Source organism: Variovorax sp. OK212 (assembly GCF_900112425.1).
In the GTDB taxonomy this organism is placed as follows: domain Bacteria; phylum Pseudomonadota; class Gammaproteobacteria; order Burkholderiales; family Burkholderiaceae_C; genus Variovorax.
Genome location: NZ_FOLP01000001.1, coordinates 842,883 through 862,764, shown reverse-complemented (window position 1 = coordinate 862,764; position 19,882 = coordinate 842,883). Strand labels below are relative to the sequence as shown.

The following is a 19,882-nucleotide window of genomic DNA, read 5'->3' as shown; positions in this document are numbered from 1 at the left end:
GTCGACTCAAGGCTCAGCGGCGCTCCGCATTGCGCTTTGCTACGGCCAGGCTCAGCAACGCGTCTACGCGAGCGAATGGAATGGCGATTTGCCCGGCCGACTGTTTCGCACGCGCGAATGCCTGGTCCGCAAACCGGGGAAGTTGCTTTCGCCTGGCCAACGTGGCCATCGAGCCGAGGTCGATGAACCGGCGAGGGTCGTTCGAACTTGCGATCGCTTCTATTGCTTCTGGTAACAGGGACGCTGCCTGCGCATTTTTTCCCAGGACGAGGGACCGCCGAATCACTGTCGTCCAGACGCCCGCGCCGCCACCGCGCACCGCCGCCTCATCGGCAGGGCTTGCCTTCGAAAGGTCGGTGGCCAGCAGCACGAACCAGATCCAGAACACCTCGCGGTTTTCAGGCGGCACCTTCGCCGCGATATCCGCAAAGATCTCGCCCAAGCCCGACCAATAGGCAGCAAACGCCAGGTAGCAATGGTCGGACTGGAACGCGGGACTGCTTTGAACGTAACCGGCAGGCAAGGGGTTCTCACTCTTGCCCCGAGCCGCCTTGGCCTTTGGTGCAAGTCGGTAGAGTTCGTGGCCGCGAAGGCACAGCGCGCGGGCAGCATCGCGATCACCGAGATCATGGAAGAGGACGGACAGCATGGCAAAGCCATAGAGTCCACGCGATGCTTGCGCGTCGAACTGCACAACCGCTCGTCGAGCCAGGTCGAGAGCGCCCTGATCGTCGCCGGCGGATCGTCGAATCGCTGCAAGCGTGGTGATGGCATTCACGGCCGTGACCTCATCGCCTGCGAGTTGAGCGATCGTTGCAGCTTCGAGCACGCGCAGCCTCTTGAAGCCGACGGCAGCGCCCTTCTGCTTGATCTCGAGCATGACGACACCGCTCCAGAGCGAAAACTTGATCCGGAAGTCGGGCAGTGCGTCCAGCATGCCGATCGCACCTTCCAGATCGCCGACCGTGAGGTAAGTCAGACCCGCGTAGCTCATGTCGTTGGCGAGGTCGGCAGGAGGCCCCTTGTAAAAGGTCCAGTTGAAGGCCGCCGCCTTCAGCGCCGTTCTGGTCAAAGCCACTTCGCCGAGCTGTGCCGCGAAATTGGCGATCTGCACCGCATACAGGTTCTGTTGGCGTTGCAGCACACCGGTTTCCACGCTCGTCTTCATGAGCTGCACGATCGCAGCGCGCGTGGCGTTGGGCTTCCTCGGCGTGCTCGGCTCAAGCGACCTGCTCGCGCGCTCGCTCGCTGGCGAAGGCTCGGCCCAGAAGCCCGAGGGGCCCATCTGCAGGTCGTCCAGTTGCTCAAGGACTTTCAGCAGGACAGGCATTGCCTGCGGCGAGGCAGCCGATGCCCCATCGGACAGCCCGAGGGCTCCGGGCGAAAGGTCCGCCGCGGCCGATGGTTTTTGCAAGGCCTTTCGCACGAGGGCTGCCGCTCGCAAGCTGGCACGAAGGTTGTCGCGCTGCATTGCTTCAGCGCCTGACAGCGAAGGTGGATAGAGCCTGTCGAGCAGCGCGGATGCCTCTGGAATATCAAAAATGCAGAACCGCCAGATCAGCCGGCGCAGGTCGGCATCAGCAAAGCTGGCGGCTTCCCGTGCCAGGGCAGCCACCTCATTTTCCGGTGAGCCGGGCGTTGCGGGTGCTGCGCCAGAGATCCTCAAGAACGCGGCCAACGGCCATGCAAGCACGCCCCGGCGGTGCAGAGTCAATCGAGCAACCATGGATTTCAAGAAGAGGTTCAAACCGAGGAATTGAATCACAGCGTCGGCCAGTCAACGCCGGGGAATCAGGCAAGAAACTCGCACGAAGCGGCTAACGCCCCGCCCGCGCCTTTTTCAAGAATGGACGCTCCATTCACGAACCCAGGCGCTCCCATGAACACCACCGCACACCGCCGCGGCGCGCTCGCCGCGATCTCCACGCTGTCGCTGTCCCTTGCCATCCCGCCGGGGCCGTCGCATGCCCAGGCGCAACAGCCCCGGCTGCTGAACGACCCCAACCGCTGCGTCGGCATGTGGGTGACACGAGACGGTCACATTCGCCACGAGCTGCTTGCCGGTGGCCGCTACGACGAAGCGCGCGGCACGCGCCAGAGCGCCTACCAGGGCCGCTACATGCTCACCGGCAACCACATCGACTACGTCGACGACACCGGCTTCACCGCCGACGGCGACTTTCGCGACGGCGTGCTGCACCACGCCGGCATGGTGCTCTACCGCGAAACCGAAAGCACTCACCCGCGCTGATTCGCGTTGATGCGCGCCGATCGGCGGCGCCGGCCGACCACACCTTTTGCAGGATCAGGCAAAAACCCCGTTCGATCCGGATACCGCTTCGAGCCCCTGACGCGAGACACTTCTTTCCATGCCCGGTGCACCCTCTTCTGTGTGCGCCCCACGGCAACCGACCAGCACGAGGAGTTTTCAAATGAGCGCAATCCAGGAAAAAGTCGTTCTCATCACCGGCGCGAGCAGCGGCATCGGCGAAGCGACCGCGCGGCTGCTTGCGCGGCGCGGTGCCAAGGTGGTGCTGGGTGCACGGCGCACCGACCGGCTCGCGGCGCTGGTGGCCGAGATCGAAGCCACCGGCGGCACCGCGAGCTTCCAGCGGCTCGACGTGACGCACCGCCCCGACATGGAGGCCTTTGCCGAGTTCGCCCTCGAGACGCACGAGCAGATCGACGTGCTGGTGAACGCGGCGGGGGTGATGCCGATGTCGCCGCTGTGGAACCGCAAGGTCGAGGAGTGGGAACTCATGATCGACGTGAACCTGCGCGGCGTGCTGCTCGGCATTGCGGCCGTGCTGCCGGCGATGCAGGAGCAGGGCTGGGGCCACATCGTGAACGTGGCGCCGGTGGCCATGCAGGGCGTGCTGCCGAGCTCGGCCGTGTACCACGGCACGCAGTACGCGGTGAACGCGATCTCCGAAGGCCTGCGCCAGGAGCATGCCGGCCGCCTGCACGTGACGGTGGTGAGCCCCGACGTGAACGGCCCGAGCGATCCGCTGGCCGAACGCATCGCGGCCAGCTACTGCCGCGAGCGCATGCGCACGAACCGCCGCCTCGCGATGCCGGTGGATGCGGTGGCCCGTTCGATCGCCGGGGCCATCGAGGGCTACGGCATCACCGCAGGCGCGCTGCGCCCGTCGCCCAGGCACCGGCCGCACCCCACCGAGTACGTTCAGTAGGTCTTGTAGGGCAGGAACTTGCCCGACAGCACCACGTTGACGCGGTCGCCCTTGGGGTCGGCCTGGCGCTGGATGTCCATGCTGAAGTCGATGGCGCTCATGATGCCGTCGCCGAACTCCTCATGGATCAGCTCCTTGATGGTGGTGCCGTACACGCTCACCACCTCGTACCAGCGGTAGATGAGCGGGTCGGTCGGCACGGGCGTGGGCAGCGAGCCCTTGTAGGGCACCACCTGCAGCCACTTCTGCTCCTCCGCGGTGAGGCCGAAGATCTTGCCGATGACCTTGGCCTGCTTGTCGTCGAGCGTCATCTGGCCCAGGCAGGCGGCGGTGGTCCACTCCTTGGAGAGGCCGACCTTCCTGGCCACGTCGGCCCACTGGATGCCCTTGCTCACCTTGACGGTGATGATCTTCTCGGTGACGTCGTTGCGGTTCATGCGGTCTCCTGTTGAAAGGGCTCAGCCAAGCAACTGCTGTGCCCATTCGGTGTGTGCCGCATGGCTCAGCCGCGCGCCCAGTGGAACTTGCGGCCGGCCTCCGCGATGGGCTGGTCGTTGATGCTCGCGAAGCGCCGTTGCATCAGGCCGTTCTCGGCGAACTCCCAGTTCTCGTTGCCATGGCTGCGGTACCACTGGCCCGCGTCGTCGTGCCACTCGTACTCGAAGCGCACCGCGATGCGGTTGTCCATGAAGGCCCACAGCTCCTTCTTCAAGCGGTAGTCGAGCTCGCGCACCCACTTGCGCGACAGGAACTCGACCACCTGCTCGCGGCCGTTGACGAAGTCGGCGCGGTTGCGCCACTCGGTGTCGGGCGTGTAGGCCAGGCTCACGCGCACGGGGTCGCGCGAGTTCCAGGCGTCTTCGGCGGCCTGGACTTTCTTCAGGGCCGACTCGAGGGTGAAGGGCGGCAGCGGGGGACGGGATTCCATGAGGGTCTTTCGGTGAAGTGGGGAAACGGTGAACCGCCGGAGCAGTTCGGGGAATGCGCCGCAATGTGCCACATGTAGACAGGTCTGTCTACATGCCTACAATCGCGGCATGGACATCTCCACCCTGCCCGCGCGCGAGCGCATCCTGCTCACCGCGCACGACCTCTTCTATGCCGACGGCATTCGCGCCACGGGTGTCGACCGCGTGATTGCGGCATCGGGCGTCACCAAGGTCACGTTCTACCGGCACTTCCCGTCGAAGGACGACCTGGTGCGCGCCTTTCTCGAGCACCGCCACGGCCTGTGGATGGCGTGGTTCGTCGATGCGCTGGGACGGCGCGGCGCGCAGCAGCGCATCGGCGACGCGCAGGCGCTGCCGGTGCTGGCCGACGCCATGGCCGAGTGGTTCTCGGACCCGGTGTTTCGCGGCTGCGCGTTCATCAATTCGGTGGTCGAAGTAGGTGCGAGCGTGGCCGGCGCGAGCGACATCGCGCGCGAGCACAAGCGCGAGATGGTCGAGGTCATTGCCGGCCTGCTGCCGGAGCGGCTCGACGGACCGCGGCGCATGGCCATTGCACAGGCGGCCGGGCTGGGCGTGGACGGCGCCATCGTCAAGGCGCAGATGGGCGGCGCGCAGGCGCAGGAGGCGGTGGACGACCTGCGCCGGCTGCTTCAGGCGCTGGGGGCGGCGTTGTCGGCGTGAACAACGTCGGCGTCGTGGGTGGCTACTTCACCACCATCAGCGTGAACGGCCACACATAGGCCTGCAAGGTCACGTAGAAGCCCACCAGGCAGGCCAGCGCGATCGAGTGGAAGAACACGTAGCGAAGAATTTCGCCTTCGTGATTGAACCAGCGCGTGGCGGTGGAGGCCACCACGATCGACTGCGCATCGATCATCTTGCCCATCACGCCGCCCGAGCTGTTGGCCGCGCCCATGAGGTTGGGGCTCAGGCCGAGCTGGTCGGCCGCCACCTTCTGCATGCCGCCGAAGAGCACGTTCGATGCGGTGTCGGACCCCGTGAGCGCCACGCCCAGCCAGCCCATCAGCGTGCCGAAGAACGGATAGAACATGCCGGTGTTGGCAAAGGCCAGGCCCAGCGTGGTGTCCAGGCCGGAGTAGCGCGTGAGCGTGCCCAGCGCGAGCATCAGCATGATGGTGAGCAGCGAGAACTTCACCAGCCACAGCGTGCGGCCGTAGGCGGCCACGAGCTGCACCGGGTTGTACTTCATGACCAGCCCGCCCACGATGGCCGACAGCAGGATGCCGGTGCCCGTGGCCGAGAGCAGCAGCAACTGGTACACCGCGCCCTCCTTCGTGGGCTTGGGCACCACCGGCGCCACCTTCTCGATCATGTTGTGCAGCCCGTCGATGGGGAAGCTCGGCGCGAAGATGCCGTTGAGCCAGGTCTTCACCGCGGGCAGGCCCCAGATGAACACGAACACGGTGAGGATGAGCCACGGCGTCCACGCGCGGATGACGGCGGCGCTCGGGTGCTTCGCGGGCGCGGTGGCCGGGCCGGCCTCGCCGCCGTCGGCCTCGTGCCCCTTGAGCGACACCGAGGTCCAGATCTTCTTCGGCTTCCACACGCGCAGGAACAGCACCAGGCACACCATCGACACGATGGCCGCGATGATGTCCACAAGCTCCGGCCCGATGAAGTTCGACACCAGGAACTGCGGAACGGCGAACGACACGCCCGTCACCAGAATGGCGGGCCACACCTCCATCATTCCCTTGCGCCCCGCGAAGGCCCAGATGAGCCAGAACGGCACCAGCAGCGAGAAGAACGGCAGCTGCCGCCCGATCATCGCGGTGACCGCCATGAGGTCGTAGCCGTGCACCTTGGCCAGCGTGATGACCGGCGTGCCCAGCGCGCCGAAGGCCACCGGCGCCGTGTTGGCGATGAGCGAGAGCCCCGAGGCCGCAAGCGGCGAGAAGCCCAGCCCGATGAGGATGGCCGCCGTGACCGCCACCGGCGTGCCGAAGCCCGCCGCGCCCTCGAAGAACGCACCGAACGCGAAGGCGATGAGCAGCAGCTGCAGGCGCCGGTCTTCGGTGATGCCCGCGATGGAATCCTGCAGCACCTGGAAGCTGCCGTTCTGCTGCGTGAGCTGCTGCAGGAAGATGATGTTCAGCACGATCCAGCCGATGGGCAGCAAGCCGGTGATGCCCCCCAGGAAGGCCGCCTTGCCCGCCATGTCGGCCGGCATGCCGAAGGCGAACACCGCGATGGCCACCGCGCTCAGGAGGCCCAGCCCCGCCGCGTAGTGCGCCTTGACGTGAAGCAGCCCCAGAGACACCAGCATCACCACCACCGGTATCGCGGCCAGGGCCGTCGATACGATCATGTTGCCGAACGGGTTGTAAACCTGTTGCCAGACCATGCGCTTGTCTCCTCTTTGTTGGAATCTTTTTGAGCCGGTGACCCGAGGCAATGAGAGTCCGCCACGAGAGACCGAGAGCGTTCGATACCATCCTACCCCGCTACTTTCGCCAACAAAAGATGGTTTCTCCGCGTCTCCCCTCGACCCAGGGCCTGCAGGCCTTCGAGGCCCTCGCGCGGCTGCGCAGCGTGAACCTGGCCGCCGAGGAGCTCAGCGTGACGCCCAGCGCGGTGAGCCACCGCATCCGCCAGCTCGAGCTGCTGCTGGGCCTGAAGTTCTTCGCGGGCAGCGACTTCAGCCTGAGCGCCGACGGCATGGCCTACCTGGCCCGCGTGCGCGAAGCCATTGCGGCGCTGCAGCAAGTGCCCGGGCGCGAGCCCCCCTCGCAGGTGCGCCGGCTGCGCGTGGCCGTCACGCCCACCTTCTCGCGCCAGATGCTGCTGCCGCGGCTCGCGCGCTTTCGCGACGCCTACCCGAACATCGAGCTGATGCTGCAGGTGACCGCGCCGGTGCGCAACACCACGGTGGAAGAGGCCGACATCGAGCTGCGCTTCGGCACCGGGCCGTTTCACGACCGCGAGTCTTTCCAGCTGCTGGCCGACGAGGTCTCGCCCGTGTGCAGCCCGGCCTACCTGCGGCGCCACGGCCCGTTCGACGGCTTTGCCACCGACGCCGAGGTGTCGCGCGCGCAGTTGCTGCGCACGCCGCTGGAGTCGTGGCGCACCTGGTTCAAGGCCTGCGGCGTGGGCCTGCCAGAGCCGGCCACGGGCCACCAGTTCAACGACCTGGGACTGGCGCTGGACGCGGCGGCCGAAGACTTCGGCGTGGTGCTAATGCACCTGCGCCTGGGCAGCGCCTGGCTCGACAACGGCCGGCTGGTGCGGCTGTCGCCGCGCAGCGTGCCCTCGCCCAACGCCTACTTCCTGTGCTGGCGGCCAGGGGCCATGGAGCGATGGGAGTGCGCGACCTTCGTGGAGTGGCTGCGCGAGGCGCTGCGGGATTGACCGGGGACCGATAGGGGGCCGATGAAGGGCCGATGAGGGGCCGATGAGGGGCCGATCGGGGACCGGTCAGTGGCCGGCCAGTCACCGATCGGCGGGACTGAATTTATTTCAGTTGCCGGCCACGCTTTTTTCAGATGGCCGCCGAAGGTGCCTGCGGATAATGGCCGGTTCGCCCCCGCCTTCCCACCAAGACCAGCCAGGAGACAAGCCCGTGTCCGACCTTTCCAAGATCACCAGCATCGAAGACCTGCGGGTGATCGCCAAGCGCCGCGTGCCCAAGATGTTCTACGACTACGCCGACTCCGGCGCCTGGACCGAGGGTACCTACCGCGCCAACGAAAGCGACTTCCAGAAGATCAAGCTGCGCCAGCGCGTGGCCGTGAACATGGAAGGCCGCTCGCTGCGCACCACCATGGTCGGCCAGGAAACCGCCATGCCCGTGGCCATTGCGCCCACCGGCCTCACCGGCATGCAGCACGCCGACGGCGAGATCCTCGGCGCCCGCGCGGCCAAGGCCTTCGGCATTCCGTTCACGCTGTCCACCATGAGCATCTGCTCGCTGGAGGACATTGCCGAGAACACCGACCGCCACCCGTTCTGGTTCCAGCTGTACGTCATGAAGGACCGCGACTTCATCGAACGCCTGATCGAACGCGCCAAGGCCGCCAACGTGACCGCGCTGCAGCTCACGCTCGACCTGCAGATTCTTGGCCAGCGCCACAAGGACATCAAGAACGGCCTCACCGCGCCGCCCAAGCCCACGCTGAAGAACCTCATCGACCTGGCCACCAAGCCGCGCTGGTGCATGGGCATGCTGGGCACCAAGCGCCGCACCTTCGGCAACATCGCGGGCCACGCCAAGGGTGTGAAGGACCTGTCGTCGCTGTCGTCGTGGACCGCCGAGCAGTTCGACCCCGCACTGAGCTGGGCCGACGTGGAGTGGATCAAGAAGCTCTGGGGCGGCAAGCTCATCCTGAAGGGCGTGATGGACGTGGAAGACGCGCGCCTCGCGGCCTCCAGCGGCGCCGACGCGCTCATCGTGTCGAACCACGGCGGGCGCCAGCTCGACGGCGCGCCCTCTTCCATCGCGGCGCTGCCCGCCATCGTCGATGCCGTGGGCACCGAGATCGAGGTGTGGATGGACGGCGGCATCCGCAGCGGGCAGGACGTGCTCAAGGCCCGCGCACTGGGCGCGCGCGGCACGCTCATCGGCCGCAGCTTTCTGTACGGCCTGGGCGCCCACGGGCAAGAGGGCGTGACGCGCGCGCTGGAAATCATCCGCAAGGAACTCGACATCACCATGGCCTTCTGCGGCCGCACGCAGATCGACGAGGTCGACTCGAGCATCCTCCTTCCCGGCACCTTCTAAGGCCACTTCGGAGGTAGGCTGATGCGGTGCCGGCTGACACGCCGCACCCTTGTGGCGGCGCAGAATGTTTTGGCAACAACAACATTGCCGCACGGCACAAGAAGGCACCATGAGCGCAGTCACGCCTACTTCGGGAGGCCCAGCGGCCTCCTCGTCCCTCCCGCAGCCGGAGTCTGCGCCGCACTACACCGCCGAAGAAAAACGCCACCGCGTCTTCGCGATCATGGCGGCCTCGTCGGGCAACCTGGTCGAGTGGTTCGACTTCTACGTGTATGCGTTCTCGGCGCTGTACTTCGCGCCGGCCTTCTTCCCCAAGTCGGACCCCACCGCGCAGCTGCTGAACACCGCCGGCGTGTTCGCGGCGGGCTTTCTCATGCGGCCCATCGGCGGCTGGCTCTTCGGCCGCGTGGCCGACCGGCTCGGGCGCAAGACCTCGATGCTCATCTCGGTCACCATGATGTGCGGCGGCTCGCTGGTCATCGCCTTCTTGCCGACCTACGCGCAGATCGGCGCGTGGGCACCCTTCCTGCTGCTGATGTGCCGGCTGTTCCAGGGCCTGTCGGTGGGCGGCGAATACGGCACCACCGCCACCTACATGAGCGAGGTGGCGCTGCGCGGCCAGCGCGGCTTCTTCTCGTCGTTCCAGTATGTGACGCTCATCGGCGGGCAGCTGCTCGCAGTGCTGGTCATCGTGGTGCTCGAACAGCTGCTGACCGAAACCGAACTCAAGGCCTGGGGCTGGCGCATTCCGTTCGTCATCGGCGCCATTGCCGCCGTGGTGGCGCTGCTGCTGCGCCGCACGCTGCATGAGACCCAGACCGCCGAGGCCAAGGCCAACAAGGAAGCCGGCAGCATGGCCGGGCTCTTCAAGCACCACACGCCCGCCTTTCTGACCGTGCTGGGCTACACGGCCGGCGGCTCGCTGATCTTCTACACCTTCACCACCTACATGCAGAAGTACCTGGTGAACACCGTGCACCTGCCGATCAAGACCGCCAGCTACGTGATGACCGGCGCGCTGTTCGTCTACATGTGCATGCAGCCGGTGTTCGGTGCCTTGTCGGACCGCATCGGGCGGCGCAACAACATGCTGCTGTTCGGCGGCCTGGGGACGCTGGCCACCGTGCCCATCCTCACGGCCTTGCAGCACACCACCAGTCCCGTGCTGGCCTTCGTGCTCATCATCGTGGCGCTGGCCATCGTGAGCTTCTACACCTCGATCAGCGGCATCGTGAAGGCCGAGATGTTCCCGCCCGAAGTGCGCGCGCTGGGCGTGGGGCTGGCCTATGCCGTGGCCAATGCCATCTTCGGCGGCTCGGCGGAGTACGTGGCGCTGGGCCTGAAGTCGCTGGGGCACGAGTCGGCGTTCTTCTGGTACGTGAGCGCCATGATGGTCATCGCGTTCCTGGTCAGCCTGCGGCTGCCGCGCCAGGCCAGCTACCTGCATCACGACCACTGAGCGGGTTAAGCCCCTCTGTTCGGGCAATTCAAACGCCCGGGTGGCGGAGATACTTCCGGCCTCAAAGGATCGAGGCATGAAGTCAAAGCTGGAAAGCGCGGCGGTGTATGGCGCCGCCGTACTCATTTGCGGCACGTTGATCGGCATCTTCGCGGCCTACCCGCCCGTGACGCCCGGGGACTGGGCCGCCTGGGCGCAGGCCTTCGGCGCCATCGCCGCCATCGCGCTGGGCCTGTGGGCCGTGCAGCGGCAGCACCGGCTCGAGATACTGCGCCAGGTCGAAGCGACCGCCGCGGCGCGCCGTTCGCAGCACCAGAGCGCGCTGCTGCTGATCGACGCGGTCTACAAGATGGCGGAGAAGGTCAAGTCGCACGCCGACGAGAGCGCGCTCGACCTGCTGCACCTTTCCCTCGAAGCCGAAGGCATCACGTCGGCATTGGCAACCGTCGACCATCTGCGCTTCGACACGCAGCGCGCGATCGACGCACTGCTCGTGGCACAGGCTTCGTCGCGCAAGCTGCTGGCGCACCTGCAGCGGGCCTATGACCTGTCGCTCGATGGACGGGGGCACAAGTGGGCGCCGGTGAAGGAATTTGCCGAGCAGGTGAGTGCCGCGGTGAAGGGGCCGATGGAGGCGTATCGCGGGGAACTCGTGGGTGACGAGTAAGCAGCCACCGGCGCTTCATCAAGGCCGAACGCGTGAGTTCCGCGTGAGAACACGTTTCAATTTTTACCAACGCTGATTTCAGTGCTGACCATGTCCAATCTCCCCTCTTACGACCTTATTGCGCTGAAGCAAATCCATGACTGGAAGCATCCATCGGTCGGATGGTTGGGCAAGAAGTTGCAGTTGCTCAACCGACCGTTGGACAAGGCGGGAGACTTCTTGCTCGATACACCGGGCGTGGGCACGGTCATCAAGAAGTCCGTTCAAGGACTGACCACCCTTTGCAACGATGCCGCTCAATGGAGCGTTCGGCCAGAAGCCATCTTTGAAGAGTTTCGCAAGGCCGGACACGAGGGCGTCAAATCACATGCGGATATCGCCGATCTGCCTCTGGAAGATGTCGACAAGGTCGTCGGCTGGCTCGCGGCGAAGTACAAAGGCATCGCCGCCGCCGAAGGCGCGAGCGCGGGGGCAGCAGGTGCGGTGGGTCTGGTCGTCGATATCCCAGCGTTGATCGCACTCAATCTGCGCGCAGTGGGCGAATACGCGGCGTACTACGGGTTTGACACGACACGCCAGGAAGAACGGCTGTTTGCACTGAACACGCTGGGATTCGCTTCTTCGCCGACCGATGCATCCAAAGCCCTTGCAATGTCTCAGCTGGTCCGGCTGGCCCAGGACGTGGCAAAGAAAGTCACGTGGAATGAGTTGGAAAAGAACGTCTTCGTGAAGCTGGTCCAGGAGATCGCCAAAGCACTCGGCATCCGTTTGACCAAAGCGAAACTTGCCCAGGCCATTCCCGTGGTCGGTGCCGCGGTCGGCGGCGGTTTCAATGCGTACTTCACTTCAAAGGTATGTGACGCGGCATACCAGCTCTATCGCGAACGCTTCCTCGCCCAGAAGCACGGCGCCAATGTCATCGATGCGGCGGTGAAGCCGGCGGAAACATTCGATGCCGAGTTCCCCGACGTGGATCTGAAAAAAGCAGCGTAGCCGCACCGTGCCGCCGGCAAATCGGCCGTAACGAAAGCAGGCGTGTGGAATTGGTGAAAGAGCCGCTCCATTTCATGAAGCGCTCAAACCGAAAGGCCAAACCAAAGGCCGCACGGCCAACCATTGGGCGCTGCTTATTCAGCCCCCAACCGCTGCGCCACTTCCACTTTCCCCAGCCCCCGCACGGAAGCCAGGCTTTCCAATTGCGCGGCCCTTGGCCGCGCCTTGCCCTGCTCCCAGTGGTAGATCGTCTGCCCCGACACGCCCACCAGCTTGCCGTAAGACGCCGCGGAAATACCCAACTTGGTGCGGTGCGAAGCCAGCCGGCCCGCGCTGAAGCGTCGCTTCGTCTCACCGTCGCCCGATTCGTCGGATGCGCTCGAGGCACGTGCACTGCGGGCGCTGCCCTTGGCCACGTTGCGCAGTTCCTTTTCCAGCGCGCTCACCTGACGGCGCAATGCCGCGATGGCCGTGCGGTGATGCACGGAGGCTTTCTTGAGGGTTTCGATTTCAGCGCGGACTTCCTTGCGGGCGACACGCGAGATTTCAGACTTAAGGATTGACGCAATGTTTGGCATGCCGGCATTGTGCCCAGCAAATGTAAACATCCGAAAAGAATACTGAATTGCCCCGTCATCAAATTTGAATCTTTTGATTACAAAGGGGCCATGCATTTCGCGCGCGGGCCTTCTTGCAAGCCCACGCGCGAACTGTCGACGATGGGCTGAGCGGCTCAGTCGGCGTACACGCCGGCCGCCTTGATGATCGGCGTCCACTTGGCGATTTCGTCGATCACGAACTTCTTGTGGCCCGCGGGTTCGATGCGGCCGTCGGTGGCCACCACGGCGCCGAGCAGTTCCTCGCGGTGAATGAAGTCCGGGTCTTTGAGCGCCGCCTTCATGGCGTCGTTCAGCTTCTTCAGCACCGGCGCGGGCGTGCCCTTGGGCGCATAGAGGCCGTGCCAGATCGTCACCTGGAAGTTCTTCAGCCCTGCTTCGTCGAGCGTGGGCAGGTCTTTCAGCATCGGCAGCGCGAGCCGCTTGGGCGTGGTCACTGCAAAGGCTTTCACCTTGCCGGCCTGGATCTGCGGCGTGGTGTTGGTGGTCTGGTCGCACAGCAGGTCGATCTGCCCGCCGATCAGGTCGGTGATGGCGGGCGCCGTGCCCTTGTAGGGCACGGGCGTCATCTCGGTTTTGGTGGCGCTCTGGTACAGCAGGCCGCACAGGTGCGAGGCCGAGCCCACGCCCGCATTGCCGATGTTGATCTTGCCCTTGTTGGCGGCGATCCAGCCGGCCAGTTCCTTGTAGTTGGTGGCGGGAATGCCGGGCTTGGAGATGAGCGTCATGGGCACGTCGTTGACGATGCCCAGGTACTCGAAGTCGGTCTCGACCTTGAACGGCACGTTGCGCACCAGGCTGGGCACGGTGGCCATCGCGATGTGGTTCAGCAGCAGCGTGTAGCCGTCGGGTGCGGCTCGCGCCACCTTGGCCGCGCCGATGGAGCTGCCCGCGCCGGGCACGTTGTCGATGATGACGGTGTTGCCGCCCAGCGGCTTGCGCAGCGCCTCGGCCAGGTCGCGCGCCACGCGGTCGGTCGGGCCGCCGGCCGCGAACGGCACGACGATGGTCACGGGCTTGCTGCCCGGGAAGTCCTGGGCCTGCGCGCAGGTGGCGCCCATGGCTGCAGCGGCGACGGCTGCGAGGGCGAACAGTTTCTTCATGGAGTCTCCGTAATTTTCCGTAGGGTTGAAGGCAGGATGGAATCAGGGTGCGCGCGAAGGCACGCGGGTTTCGAGTGCGGGCGGCTGCCACCCGGGCTTGATGTGGCAGCCGTTCTTGCCGTCGGTGTCGAAGCGCGGCATCAGCGCCTTGCAGCGTTGCGCGAGGCCTTCGGGCGTGGGCTTCTCGCCCTTGTCGATCCAGTCGAGCAGCGAGGCAAAGAGCGCGGGGTATTCCGAATCGCTCAGGTAGCTGTGCTCGTGCTCGGTGCTGAAGCTCTGCACCAGCAGCTCGCCGGTGCCGGCCGCGTCGCGGATGCGGCGGTAGGAGTTCTCGAGCTCGACGAAGGCCGTCGGGTCGTCGATGGCGTGCAGGCCCACGGTGGGCAGCGCGGTGCGGCCGGTGGGCTGGCTGTCTGCGGCGAGGGCGCCCTTGGCCTGCGGGTCGGCCGCGTAGCGCGCCACGCCGGCATTGAGCGCCGCATCGTCGGCCGAGCCGGCATACACCACGCCGATGTTGCCGAAGGGGTTGCGCCCGCCCAGGCGCTTCTGCACGAGGTCCTGGAACAGCCAGGTCGCCCAGCCGAGGTGGCCGAGCAGCGAGCGCTCCTGGATCTTCACGACCGACAGGATGGTCTTCAGGCGCGCCGCCTGCTCGGGCGTGCGCTGTGCGGCGGGCAGGCCGACGCCGGTGCATTCCTTGACGCGCGCGGCGAGCTCGGCGCGCGAGAGCTTCGCATCGAGCGGCAGGCCCATCCACAGCGGGTACTGCGGCTCGTCGGGGCGCGGATGGTTGTGGCAGACGTACTGGTAGACCACGCGCAGGTCGAGCCGGAAGTCGTAGGCGCTGTTGCCGCCGCCGAGCACGCCGCTGGTGAGCATGAGGCCGTCGTACGGGCTCTTTGCACCGCCCGCGGGGGCGTACAGCTCGGCCGCCTTCGCCGCCACGCCCGCGCCGTAGCTCTGCCCGTGCAGCAGCGTGCGCCGCGGCTGGCCGAAGTAGCGCACGAAGACCTGGCGCAGGCGCTCGGTGTCTTCCGCGGCCATGGTCACGCCGTAGCCGCCGCGGCGGTAGGTGGAACCGGCCCAGGCGTAGCCGGCCTTCACGGTGACGGCCCAGCGCTTCAGGTCCTCCTCGCTGCGCTCGAGCTTGGGCGGGCCGCTCTCGGGGCCGCCGTGGGCGTGCATGACGAGCACACCCTTGCCATCCCTGGACCAGTCCTTCGGAATGGCGATCCAGTAGAGCGCGCCGCTGCCGTCTTCACCGGTGTAGCAGCGCGCGGCCTCGGGCACGGGGGACGGGCAGGTCGCGGGCTTCGGCGCGGTGGCCGGTGCGGCGTGCGCGGACAACATCGGCGCCGCGCCGATCAGCGCGAAGGCCGCAAGATGGGTCAGTTTTTTTTTCAATGGCGTACTCCGAATTCCAGCGCCGCGTTCGCTCCTGAACTGGAAACGAAGCCGAGGACGCCGCTGTTGAAGATGAAATTGCCCGGGCGGCCCGCGTCGGCCTGCACCGCGCCGAGCACGGGCGCGTCGTAGCTCAACACGGCGGGCGTGCCACCCAGATTGAAGCCGGTACCGGCCACTGTGGCATCGTGGTTCTCGACCTTGACACTGACCAGCGCATAGCTGCCATCGGCCGCGCCGGCCATCAAGCTCTGCTGCGGCGCGAGCAGGCGCATGCCCGTGCTGGTGGGCGACTCCCGCACCAAGTGAAGCGGCACGGGCACGGCGTTGACCATGCCGATGACCATCGAGCCGGTAACCGCGCCGCCGGTGGCAAGCACGTCGAACGCGCCATGCGCCGTGTTGTAGGTGATGGAACCTTTCTCGGTCTGAGCGCAAGTCTGGTCGTAGGTCATGAAGCTGTTCGTGACCGCGTCGCGGCAATACTGGAAAGTGCCCGCGTTGCGTAGCCGTCCCGATGCCGAGTACGCCTCGGGAGCGCCCCCGCCCTGTTTCACGCCCACGGCGTTGAAGATCAAAGCCACGGGATTGAAGACGCCCGGGGTCGCGATGTTCTCGAACGTTTTCTGGAATGCCAGCAGGGGCGCAAAGCCACCACCGCTGGGCGCGTTCACACCGCCCGAGATCACGCCACCGGCCGCGAAACTGAACACTGCCCCGCTCTCGCTGCTGGCGTAGCTGCAGTTGCCCTCGGCCACCAGCGTGCCGCTGCGCTGCGTGCCCACGGTGCGCAACAGCGTGGCATCGATGGTCACGGTGTAGGCCATGGTGGCGGGGTCGATCTGCACGCGCAGTTCCTCGCCGAAACTGTTGCCGCCCTTGTAGTTCGTCACGGCCGCTGGCAGGTTCGGGCAAGCCAGCGGGTCGCCGACCTCAGTCACGCAGCTGTAGTTGACGGCCGCGTCCAGGCTGCCGCTGCCGCGGTACTTGGGCCACGACGGAAACTGGCACAGCGGCCTCGTGCGCCCGTAGGTACCCGCCACCGCATCAACCGCCACCCCTGTGGCGGGCGCGAGGCCGCCCTCGACCCAGCCTTCCAGCGCCGCGAGCGAGTCCCAGTTGGGAATGAAGCTTCCGGTGCCATGGCCCATGCCGGGCACGGTGTAGAAGCGCACGTTCTGTTCGACCGTGGCCTGGCCGAGCGTGGCAATGAGCTGCTTGTAGTAGTCGATGGTCGAGTTCGGGCTGATCACTTCGTCGGCCAGGCCGTGCAGCAGGATGAGCCGGCCGCCGTGCGCGAAGAACGGCGCGAGGTTCGGGTTGGTCGCATCGGTGAGGTTCGAGACCTCGGTCACGCGGGCGGCATACGCGCCGGGGTCGAGCGGGTCGAAGGTCAGGGTGTCGAAGGCGCCGACCCGTGTGACGAAGTACTTCACCCATTGGTCGCCGGTGACGTACATGTTGGCGTCCGACGACGTGGCCGGGTTGCCCGGCACCTTGCGCGTGCCCAGGTCTCGCGAGGTGTACGGGCCCGCCACCAGTGCGCCTTCGAGCAGGTTGTAGCCGCCTGCGCGCTTCACACCGTTGGCCAGCGAATAGGTGGTGAAGTCCAGCGGCGATTCGATGGTGCGCACGGTGACAAGCTGCGCGTCCGAAAGGCAGGCGTCGCCCGTGTCCGCTCCGCCCGGGCAGCGCAGCGAGGCAAGGATCTGCGTGTTCAGCTGCCGGCAGCTCTCCACGTTGCTCACGATGCTGTCGGCCGCGCCGTCCAGCTTGTCGCAGGCCTGCATCACGGTCTTCTGTACCAGCAGCGTCTTTGTCAGGCTCAGCCAGCCCTCCGCACCGTTGTTGTAGAGCGCGCGGCCCACGGCCACGTTCGACAGCCGGGTGCCCGTGTAGTTGAGCGCAGGCTCGTTGGCGATCACGCCGTCGTAGTCTTCCGGCCAGCGCTGGATGTAGCCGAGTGCGTCGCGCCCGCCTGTCGAGGTGCCGAGGAAGTAGGCGTGCCTGGGCGCCATGCCATAGCGCGCGAGCACCAGCGCCTGCGCCACGTCGCGCGTCTTCTTGAGCGAGAGGCCTCCGTAGTTGGCGAGCTGCTCGTCGTTGGCCGCGAACTTGCCGTCGGTGATGCTGCCCGACTGGTGGCCCGAGTCGTCGCCGTAGGTGGCATAGCCGAGCGCCAGCGGCGCCGGCTTGCCGGCCGGGCCGAAGCGGATGACCTCGGTGCCGTTGATGAGCACGCCGTCGAAGCCGCCGCCGCCGAAGTGGATGGTCTTGCGGTTCCACTGCTCGGGCAGGTTCACCGCGAAGTTGATGACCGACGCTCCCGCGTCCACTGGCTGAATCGTGCCGCGCACGCGGCAGTAGTCGCCAAGGGTGTTGCCTGCGTCCAAAGCAGCCACGGGCGTGGCGCTGGTGACGGTGGCGCCCTGCGTGGGCAGGCTGATGAGCGAGGCTGGCAGGCTCTTGCCCGCGAGGTCGGCGCAGGCCACGACAGGCTGTATGGTCGCAGGCGCGGGGTTGCCGCTGCCGGAAGGCGTGGAGACGGCTCCTCCTTCCCCGCCCCCGCCACAGGCGGCCAGGACCATTGGAATGCCGAGCGCCATGCCGAACCAGCGGCAGGCGCGAACCATCGATGCAGGGCGCGGTGTGCGCATGGGTTTGTCTCCTTGATGCGGCCTCGATGGGCCGCTTTTTCTAGTGGGCGGGCGGACGATAGGTTCACGAGTGACTTCGGGTCAAATAAAATAAAGCAGCACTTTCGATATAAAAAACATATGAGAGACAGATGGACATCCGTGCACTGAGGTACTTCTCCGCGGTGGCCGAAACCGGCCATATGACGCGCGCCGCGGAGCAGCTGGGCATCCAGCAGCCGCCGCTGAGCCTGCAGATCAAGTCGCTGGAGCGCGAGCTGGGCACGCTGCTGTTTCGCCGCCATCCGCGCGGCGTGGCGCTCACCGACGCGGGCCGGCTGTTCCAGGTGGAGGCGCTGCGCATGCTGCAGGACATGGACGCCATGAAGCAGCGCATGGCGCGCGTGGCCAACGGGCAGGCCGGCACGCTGGCGGTGGGCTTCACCAGCTCGGCCGCGGCGCACCGCTTCATGCCCGAGGCGCTGCGCGCGTTCCGCCGCGCCTACCCCGCCGTGGAGCTGCAGCTGCGCGAGGACAACGCGGCCGAGCTCACCGAGGCGCTGTCGGCGGGCCGCCTGCATTGCGGGCTGCTGCGCGTGCCGGTGGCGCGGCCCGACGGGCTGGTGTTCGAGACGCTGCTGCGCGAACCGGTGTGGGCGGCCATGCCCAGCGACCATCGCCTTGCCGCGTCCTTCGGCCAGCGGGGCAAGGCCTCGCGCCCGTTGCCGCTGGCGAAGCTGTGCGAGGAAGGCATCATCCTCGTGCGGCGCCCGGGCGCGCCCGGCCTCTATGCCGACCTGCTCGCGCTGTGCCACGCCAAGGGCCTGCGCCCGCGCGTGGTGGCCGAAGTCGATCGCATGATGACCAACCTGAACCTCGTGGCCGCGGGTGTCGGCCTGTCGGTGGTGCCGGCCTCCATGACCGGCGTGCACGCGCACGCCATCGCCTATGCGCGGCTGGCCGACGGCGGGCAGCTCGACGCGCCGCTGACGCTGGTGTCGCGCGCGGAAGAAGACAACCTGCCCGCGCAACACTTCGCCACATTGCTGCGCCAATTGGCCGCCCAGAATCCCGCGTCATGAGATTGCCCGGGCGTCGCCACTTCATCCGGCTTGCCGGCGGCGCGCTGGCGGCCGCGTGCGCGGCGCCGCGCCTGCTGCGGGCTGCGCCCGCATCCACATCCGCACCCACACCCACATCGGCCGACGGGCTTTGGCCGAACCGGCCGCTGCGTCTTCTGGTGGTGTACCCGCCCGGCGGCGTGAGCGACGGCATGGCGCGCGTGCTGGCCGAGCCGCTGGCGCAGTCGCTGGGCGTGCCGGTGCTGATCGAGAACCGGCCGGGCGCGGGCGGCAGCCTGGGCATGGACGCGCTCTCGCGCTCGGCGCCCGACGGCCACACGCTGGCCTTCTCGGCCATCAGCCCGCTCACGCTGCACCCGCTGATTGCGCGCGTGTCCTACGACCCGCTGCGCGCCGTGGTGCCCGTGGCCAGCGTGATGCGCACGCCGGTGCTGGTGGTGGGCACGCCGGCCTTCACCGGCCGCGGCTTCGGCGAGCTGATCGCGCAGGCGCGCCGGGAGCCGGGCGCGGTGCGCTGGGCCACCTCGGGCGTGGCCACCATCGGCCACATGGTGCTGGCGCAGGTGCGCATGCAAAGCCGCACCGGCATCACGCACATTCCCTACCAGGGCGGCGGTCCGCAGGTCAACGACGCGCTGAGCGGGCAGTTCGAGGTGCTGTCGACCAACGTGGCGGCGCAGCAGCTGCAGTACATCGAGGGCGGGCGCCTGCAGGCGCTGGCGGTAGGCGCGCGCACGCGCATCGAGGCGCTGCCGGCGGTGCCCACGCTGGCGGAGCTGGGCTTCGAGAAGGCCAACCGCGATTCGCTCTTCGGCTTCTTCGCGCCCGCCCGCACGCCGGCGGCGGTGGTGCAGCGCCTCAACGCGGAGATCAACCGCGTGCTGGCCGGCGACACGGTGCGCGCGCGCCTGCGCGAGGCCTACAACCTGCCGGCCGGCGGCAGCACCGAAGACTTCGCGCGCGAGATCGCGGCCGACCGGCGGCGCAACCGCGAACTGGTGGCGGGCGACCGGTCGCAGTTCGACTGACCGGCCGTTGCGCG

18 protein-coding genes are annotated in these 19,882 nt (G+C 67.0%); 10 read left to right on the top strand and 8 right to left on the bottom strand.

Annotated features, from left to right (window positions below; all coding sequences use genetic code 11):
- Positions 1–13: 13 nt before the first annotated feature.
- Complete coding sequence (locus BM004_RS03855; RefSeq protein WP_143072403.1) at positions 14–1,765, bottom strand: hypothetical protein; 1,752 nt, start codon at positions 1,763–1,765, stop codon at positions 14–16.
- Between the two features lie 114 nt (positions 1,766–1,879).
- Between BM004_RS03855 and BM004_RS03850 the strand changes: the two genes are divergently transcribed.
- Together BM004_RS03850 and BM004_RS03845 are read left to right on the top strand one after the other, a co-directional pair.
- A complete protein-coding gene (locus tag BM004_RS03850) occupies positions 1,880–2,251 on the top strand; it encodes an Atu4866 domain-containing protein (RefSeq protein WP_093211374.1) in 372 nt (123 codons plus the stop codon).
- A 181-nt stretch (positions 2,252–2,432) separates the two neighbouring features.
- Positions 2,433–3,191 carry an SDR family oxidoreductase gene (locus tag BM004_RS03845; RefSeq protein WP_093211372.1) on the top strand — a complete coding sequence of 253 codons (759 nt, stop codon included), beginning with the start codon at positions 2,433–2,435 and terminating at the stop codon, positions 3,189–3,191.
- On the opposite strand, the gene cynS is transcribed toward BM004_RS03845, so the two are convergent.
- Both cynS and BM004_RS03835 read right to left on the bottom strand, forming a co-directional pair.
- Positions 3,185–3,628 carry a cyanase gene (gene cynS, locus BM004_RS03840; RefSeq protein WP_093123838.1) on the bottom strand — a complete coding sequence of 148 codons (444 nt, stop codon included), beginning with the start codon at positions 3,626–3,628 and terminating at the stop codon, positions 3,185–3,187. The two genes, BM004_RS03845 and cynS, sit on opposite strands and share 7 nt — an antisense overlap.
- Positions 3,629–3,693: 65 nt before the next feature.
- Positions 3,694–4,119 (bottom strand): nuclear transport factor 2 family protein, encoded by a 426-nt coding sequence (locus BM004_RS03835; protein WP_093123835.1) that lies wholly within the window; start codon positions 4,117–4,119, stop codon positions 3,694–3,696.
- 109 nt (positions 4,120–4,228) lie between these two features.
- Between BM004_RS03835 and BM004_RS03830 the strand changes: the two genes are divergently transcribed.
- Positions 4,229–4,822: a TetR/AcrR family transcriptional regulator gene (locus BM004_RS03830; protein WP_093211370.1), complete on the top strand. Its 594-nt coding sequence runs from the start codon at positions 4,229–4,231 to the stop codon at positions 4,820–4,822.
- A gap of 22 nt (positions 4,823–4,844) precedes the next feature.
- On the opposite strand, the gene BM004_RS03825 is transcribed toward BM004_RS03830, so the two are convergent.
- Complete coding sequence (locus BM004_RS03825) at positions 4,845–6,506, bottom strand: L-lactate permease (RefSeq protein WP_093211368.1); 1,662 nt, start codon at positions 6,504–6,506, stop codon at positions 4,845–4,847.
- A gap of 119 nt (positions 6,507–6,625) precedes the next feature.
- Between BM004_RS03825 and BM004_RS03820 the strand changes: the two genes are divergently transcribed.
- The 5 genes from BM004_RS03820 (at position 6,626) to BM004_RS03800 (ending at position 11,998) form a co-directional block, all read left to right on the top strand.
- A complete protein-coding gene (locus BM004_RS03820; protein WP_093211366.1) occupies positions 6,626–7,510 on the top strand; it encodes a LysR substrate-binding domain-containing protein in 885 nt (294 codons plus the stop codon).
- A gap of 211 nt (positions 7,511–7,721) precedes the next feature.
- Positions 7,722–8,879, top strand: coding sequence for an alpha-hydroxy acid oxidase (locus tag BM004_RS03815; protein WP_093123825.1), 1,158 nt, complete (start codon positions 7,722–7,724; stop codon positions 8,877–8,879).
- A 109-nt stretch (positions 8,880–8,988) separates the two neighbouring features.
- Positions 8,989–10,338 carry an MFS family transporter gene (locus BM004_RS03810; protein ID WP_093211364.1) on the top strand — a complete coding sequence of 450 codons (1,350 nt, stop codon included), beginning with the start codon at positions 8,989–8,991 and terminating at the stop codon, positions 10,336–10,338.
- A gap of 76 nt (positions 10,339–10,414) precedes the next feature.
- Positions 10,415–11,005: a hypothetical protein gene (locus BM004_RS03805; protein WP_093123820.1), complete on the top strand. Its 591-nt coding sequence runs from the start codon at positions 10,415–10,417 to the stop codon at positions 11,003–11,005.
- 90 nt (positions 11,006–11,095) lie between these two features.
- Complete coding sequence (locus BM004_RS03800) at positions 11,096–11,998, top strand: EcsC family protein (RefSeq protein WP_093211363.1); 903 nt, start codon at positions 11,096–11,098, stop codon at positions 11,996–11,998.
- Positions 11,999–12,132: 134 nt separating this feature from the next.
- Here the strand turns inward: BM004_RS03800 and BM004_RS03795 are convergent, their stop codons facing one another.
- The 4 genes from BM004_RS03795 to BM004_RS03780 all read right to left on the bottom strand — a co-directional run bounded on the left by BM004_RS03795 (position 12,133) and on the right by BM004_RS03780 (position 17,779).
- Positions 12,133–12,576: a helix-turn-helix domain-containing protein gene (locus BM004_RS03795; RefSeq protein ID WP_093211361.1), complete on the bottom strand. Its 444-nt coding sequence runs from the start codon at positions 12,574–12,576 to the stop codon at positions 12,133–12,135.
- Between the two features lie 155 nt (positions 12,577–12,731).
- Positions 12,732–13,718, bottom strand: coding sequence for a tripartite tricarboxylate transporter substrate-binding protein (locus tag BM004_RS03790; protein WP_093211359.1), 987 nt, complete (start codon positions 13,716–13,718; stop codon positions 12,732–12,734).
- A 42-nt stretch (positions 13,719–13,760) separates the two neighbouring features.
- Positions 13,761–15,122 carry an alpha/beta hydrolase gene (locus tag BM004_RS03785; RefSeq protein WP_093211357.1) on the bottom strand — a complete coding sequence of 454 codons (1,362 nt, stop codon included), beginning with the start codon at positions 15,120–15,122 and terminating at the stop codon, positions 13,761–13,763.
- The gene (locus tag BM004_RS03780; RefSeq protein WP_093211355.1) at positions 15,119–17,779 is read right to left on the bottom strand and encodes a tannase/feruloyl esterase family alpha/beta hydrolase; all 2,661 of its coding nucleotides are present in this window, start codon (positions 17,777–17,779) and stop codon (positions 15,119–15,121) included. Before BM004_RS03780 ends, BM004_RS03785 begins: the two co-directional genes overlap by 4 nt.
- A 131-nt stretch (positions 17,780–17,910) precedes the next feature.
- Between BM004_RS03780 and BM004_RS03775 the strand changes: the two genes are divergently transcribed.
- Both BM004_RS03775 and BM004_RS03770 read left to right on the top strand, forming a co-directional pair.
- Positions 17,911–18,840: a LysR substrate-binding domain-containing protein gene (locus BM004_RS03775; RefSeq protein WP_093211353.1), complete on the top strand. Its 930-nt coding sequence runs from the start codon at positions 17,911–17,913 to the stop codon at positions 18,838–18,840.
- Positions 18,837–19,868, top strand: a complete 1,032-nt coding sequence (locus tag BM004_RS03770; RefSeq protein WP_093211351.1) for a Bug family tripartite tricarboxylate transporter substrate binding protein — start codon at positions 18,837–18,839, stop codon at positions 19,866–19,868. Before BM004_RS03775 ends, BM004_RS03770 begins: the two co-directional genes overlap by 4 nt.
- Positions 19,869–19,882 lie beyond the last annotated feature (14 nt).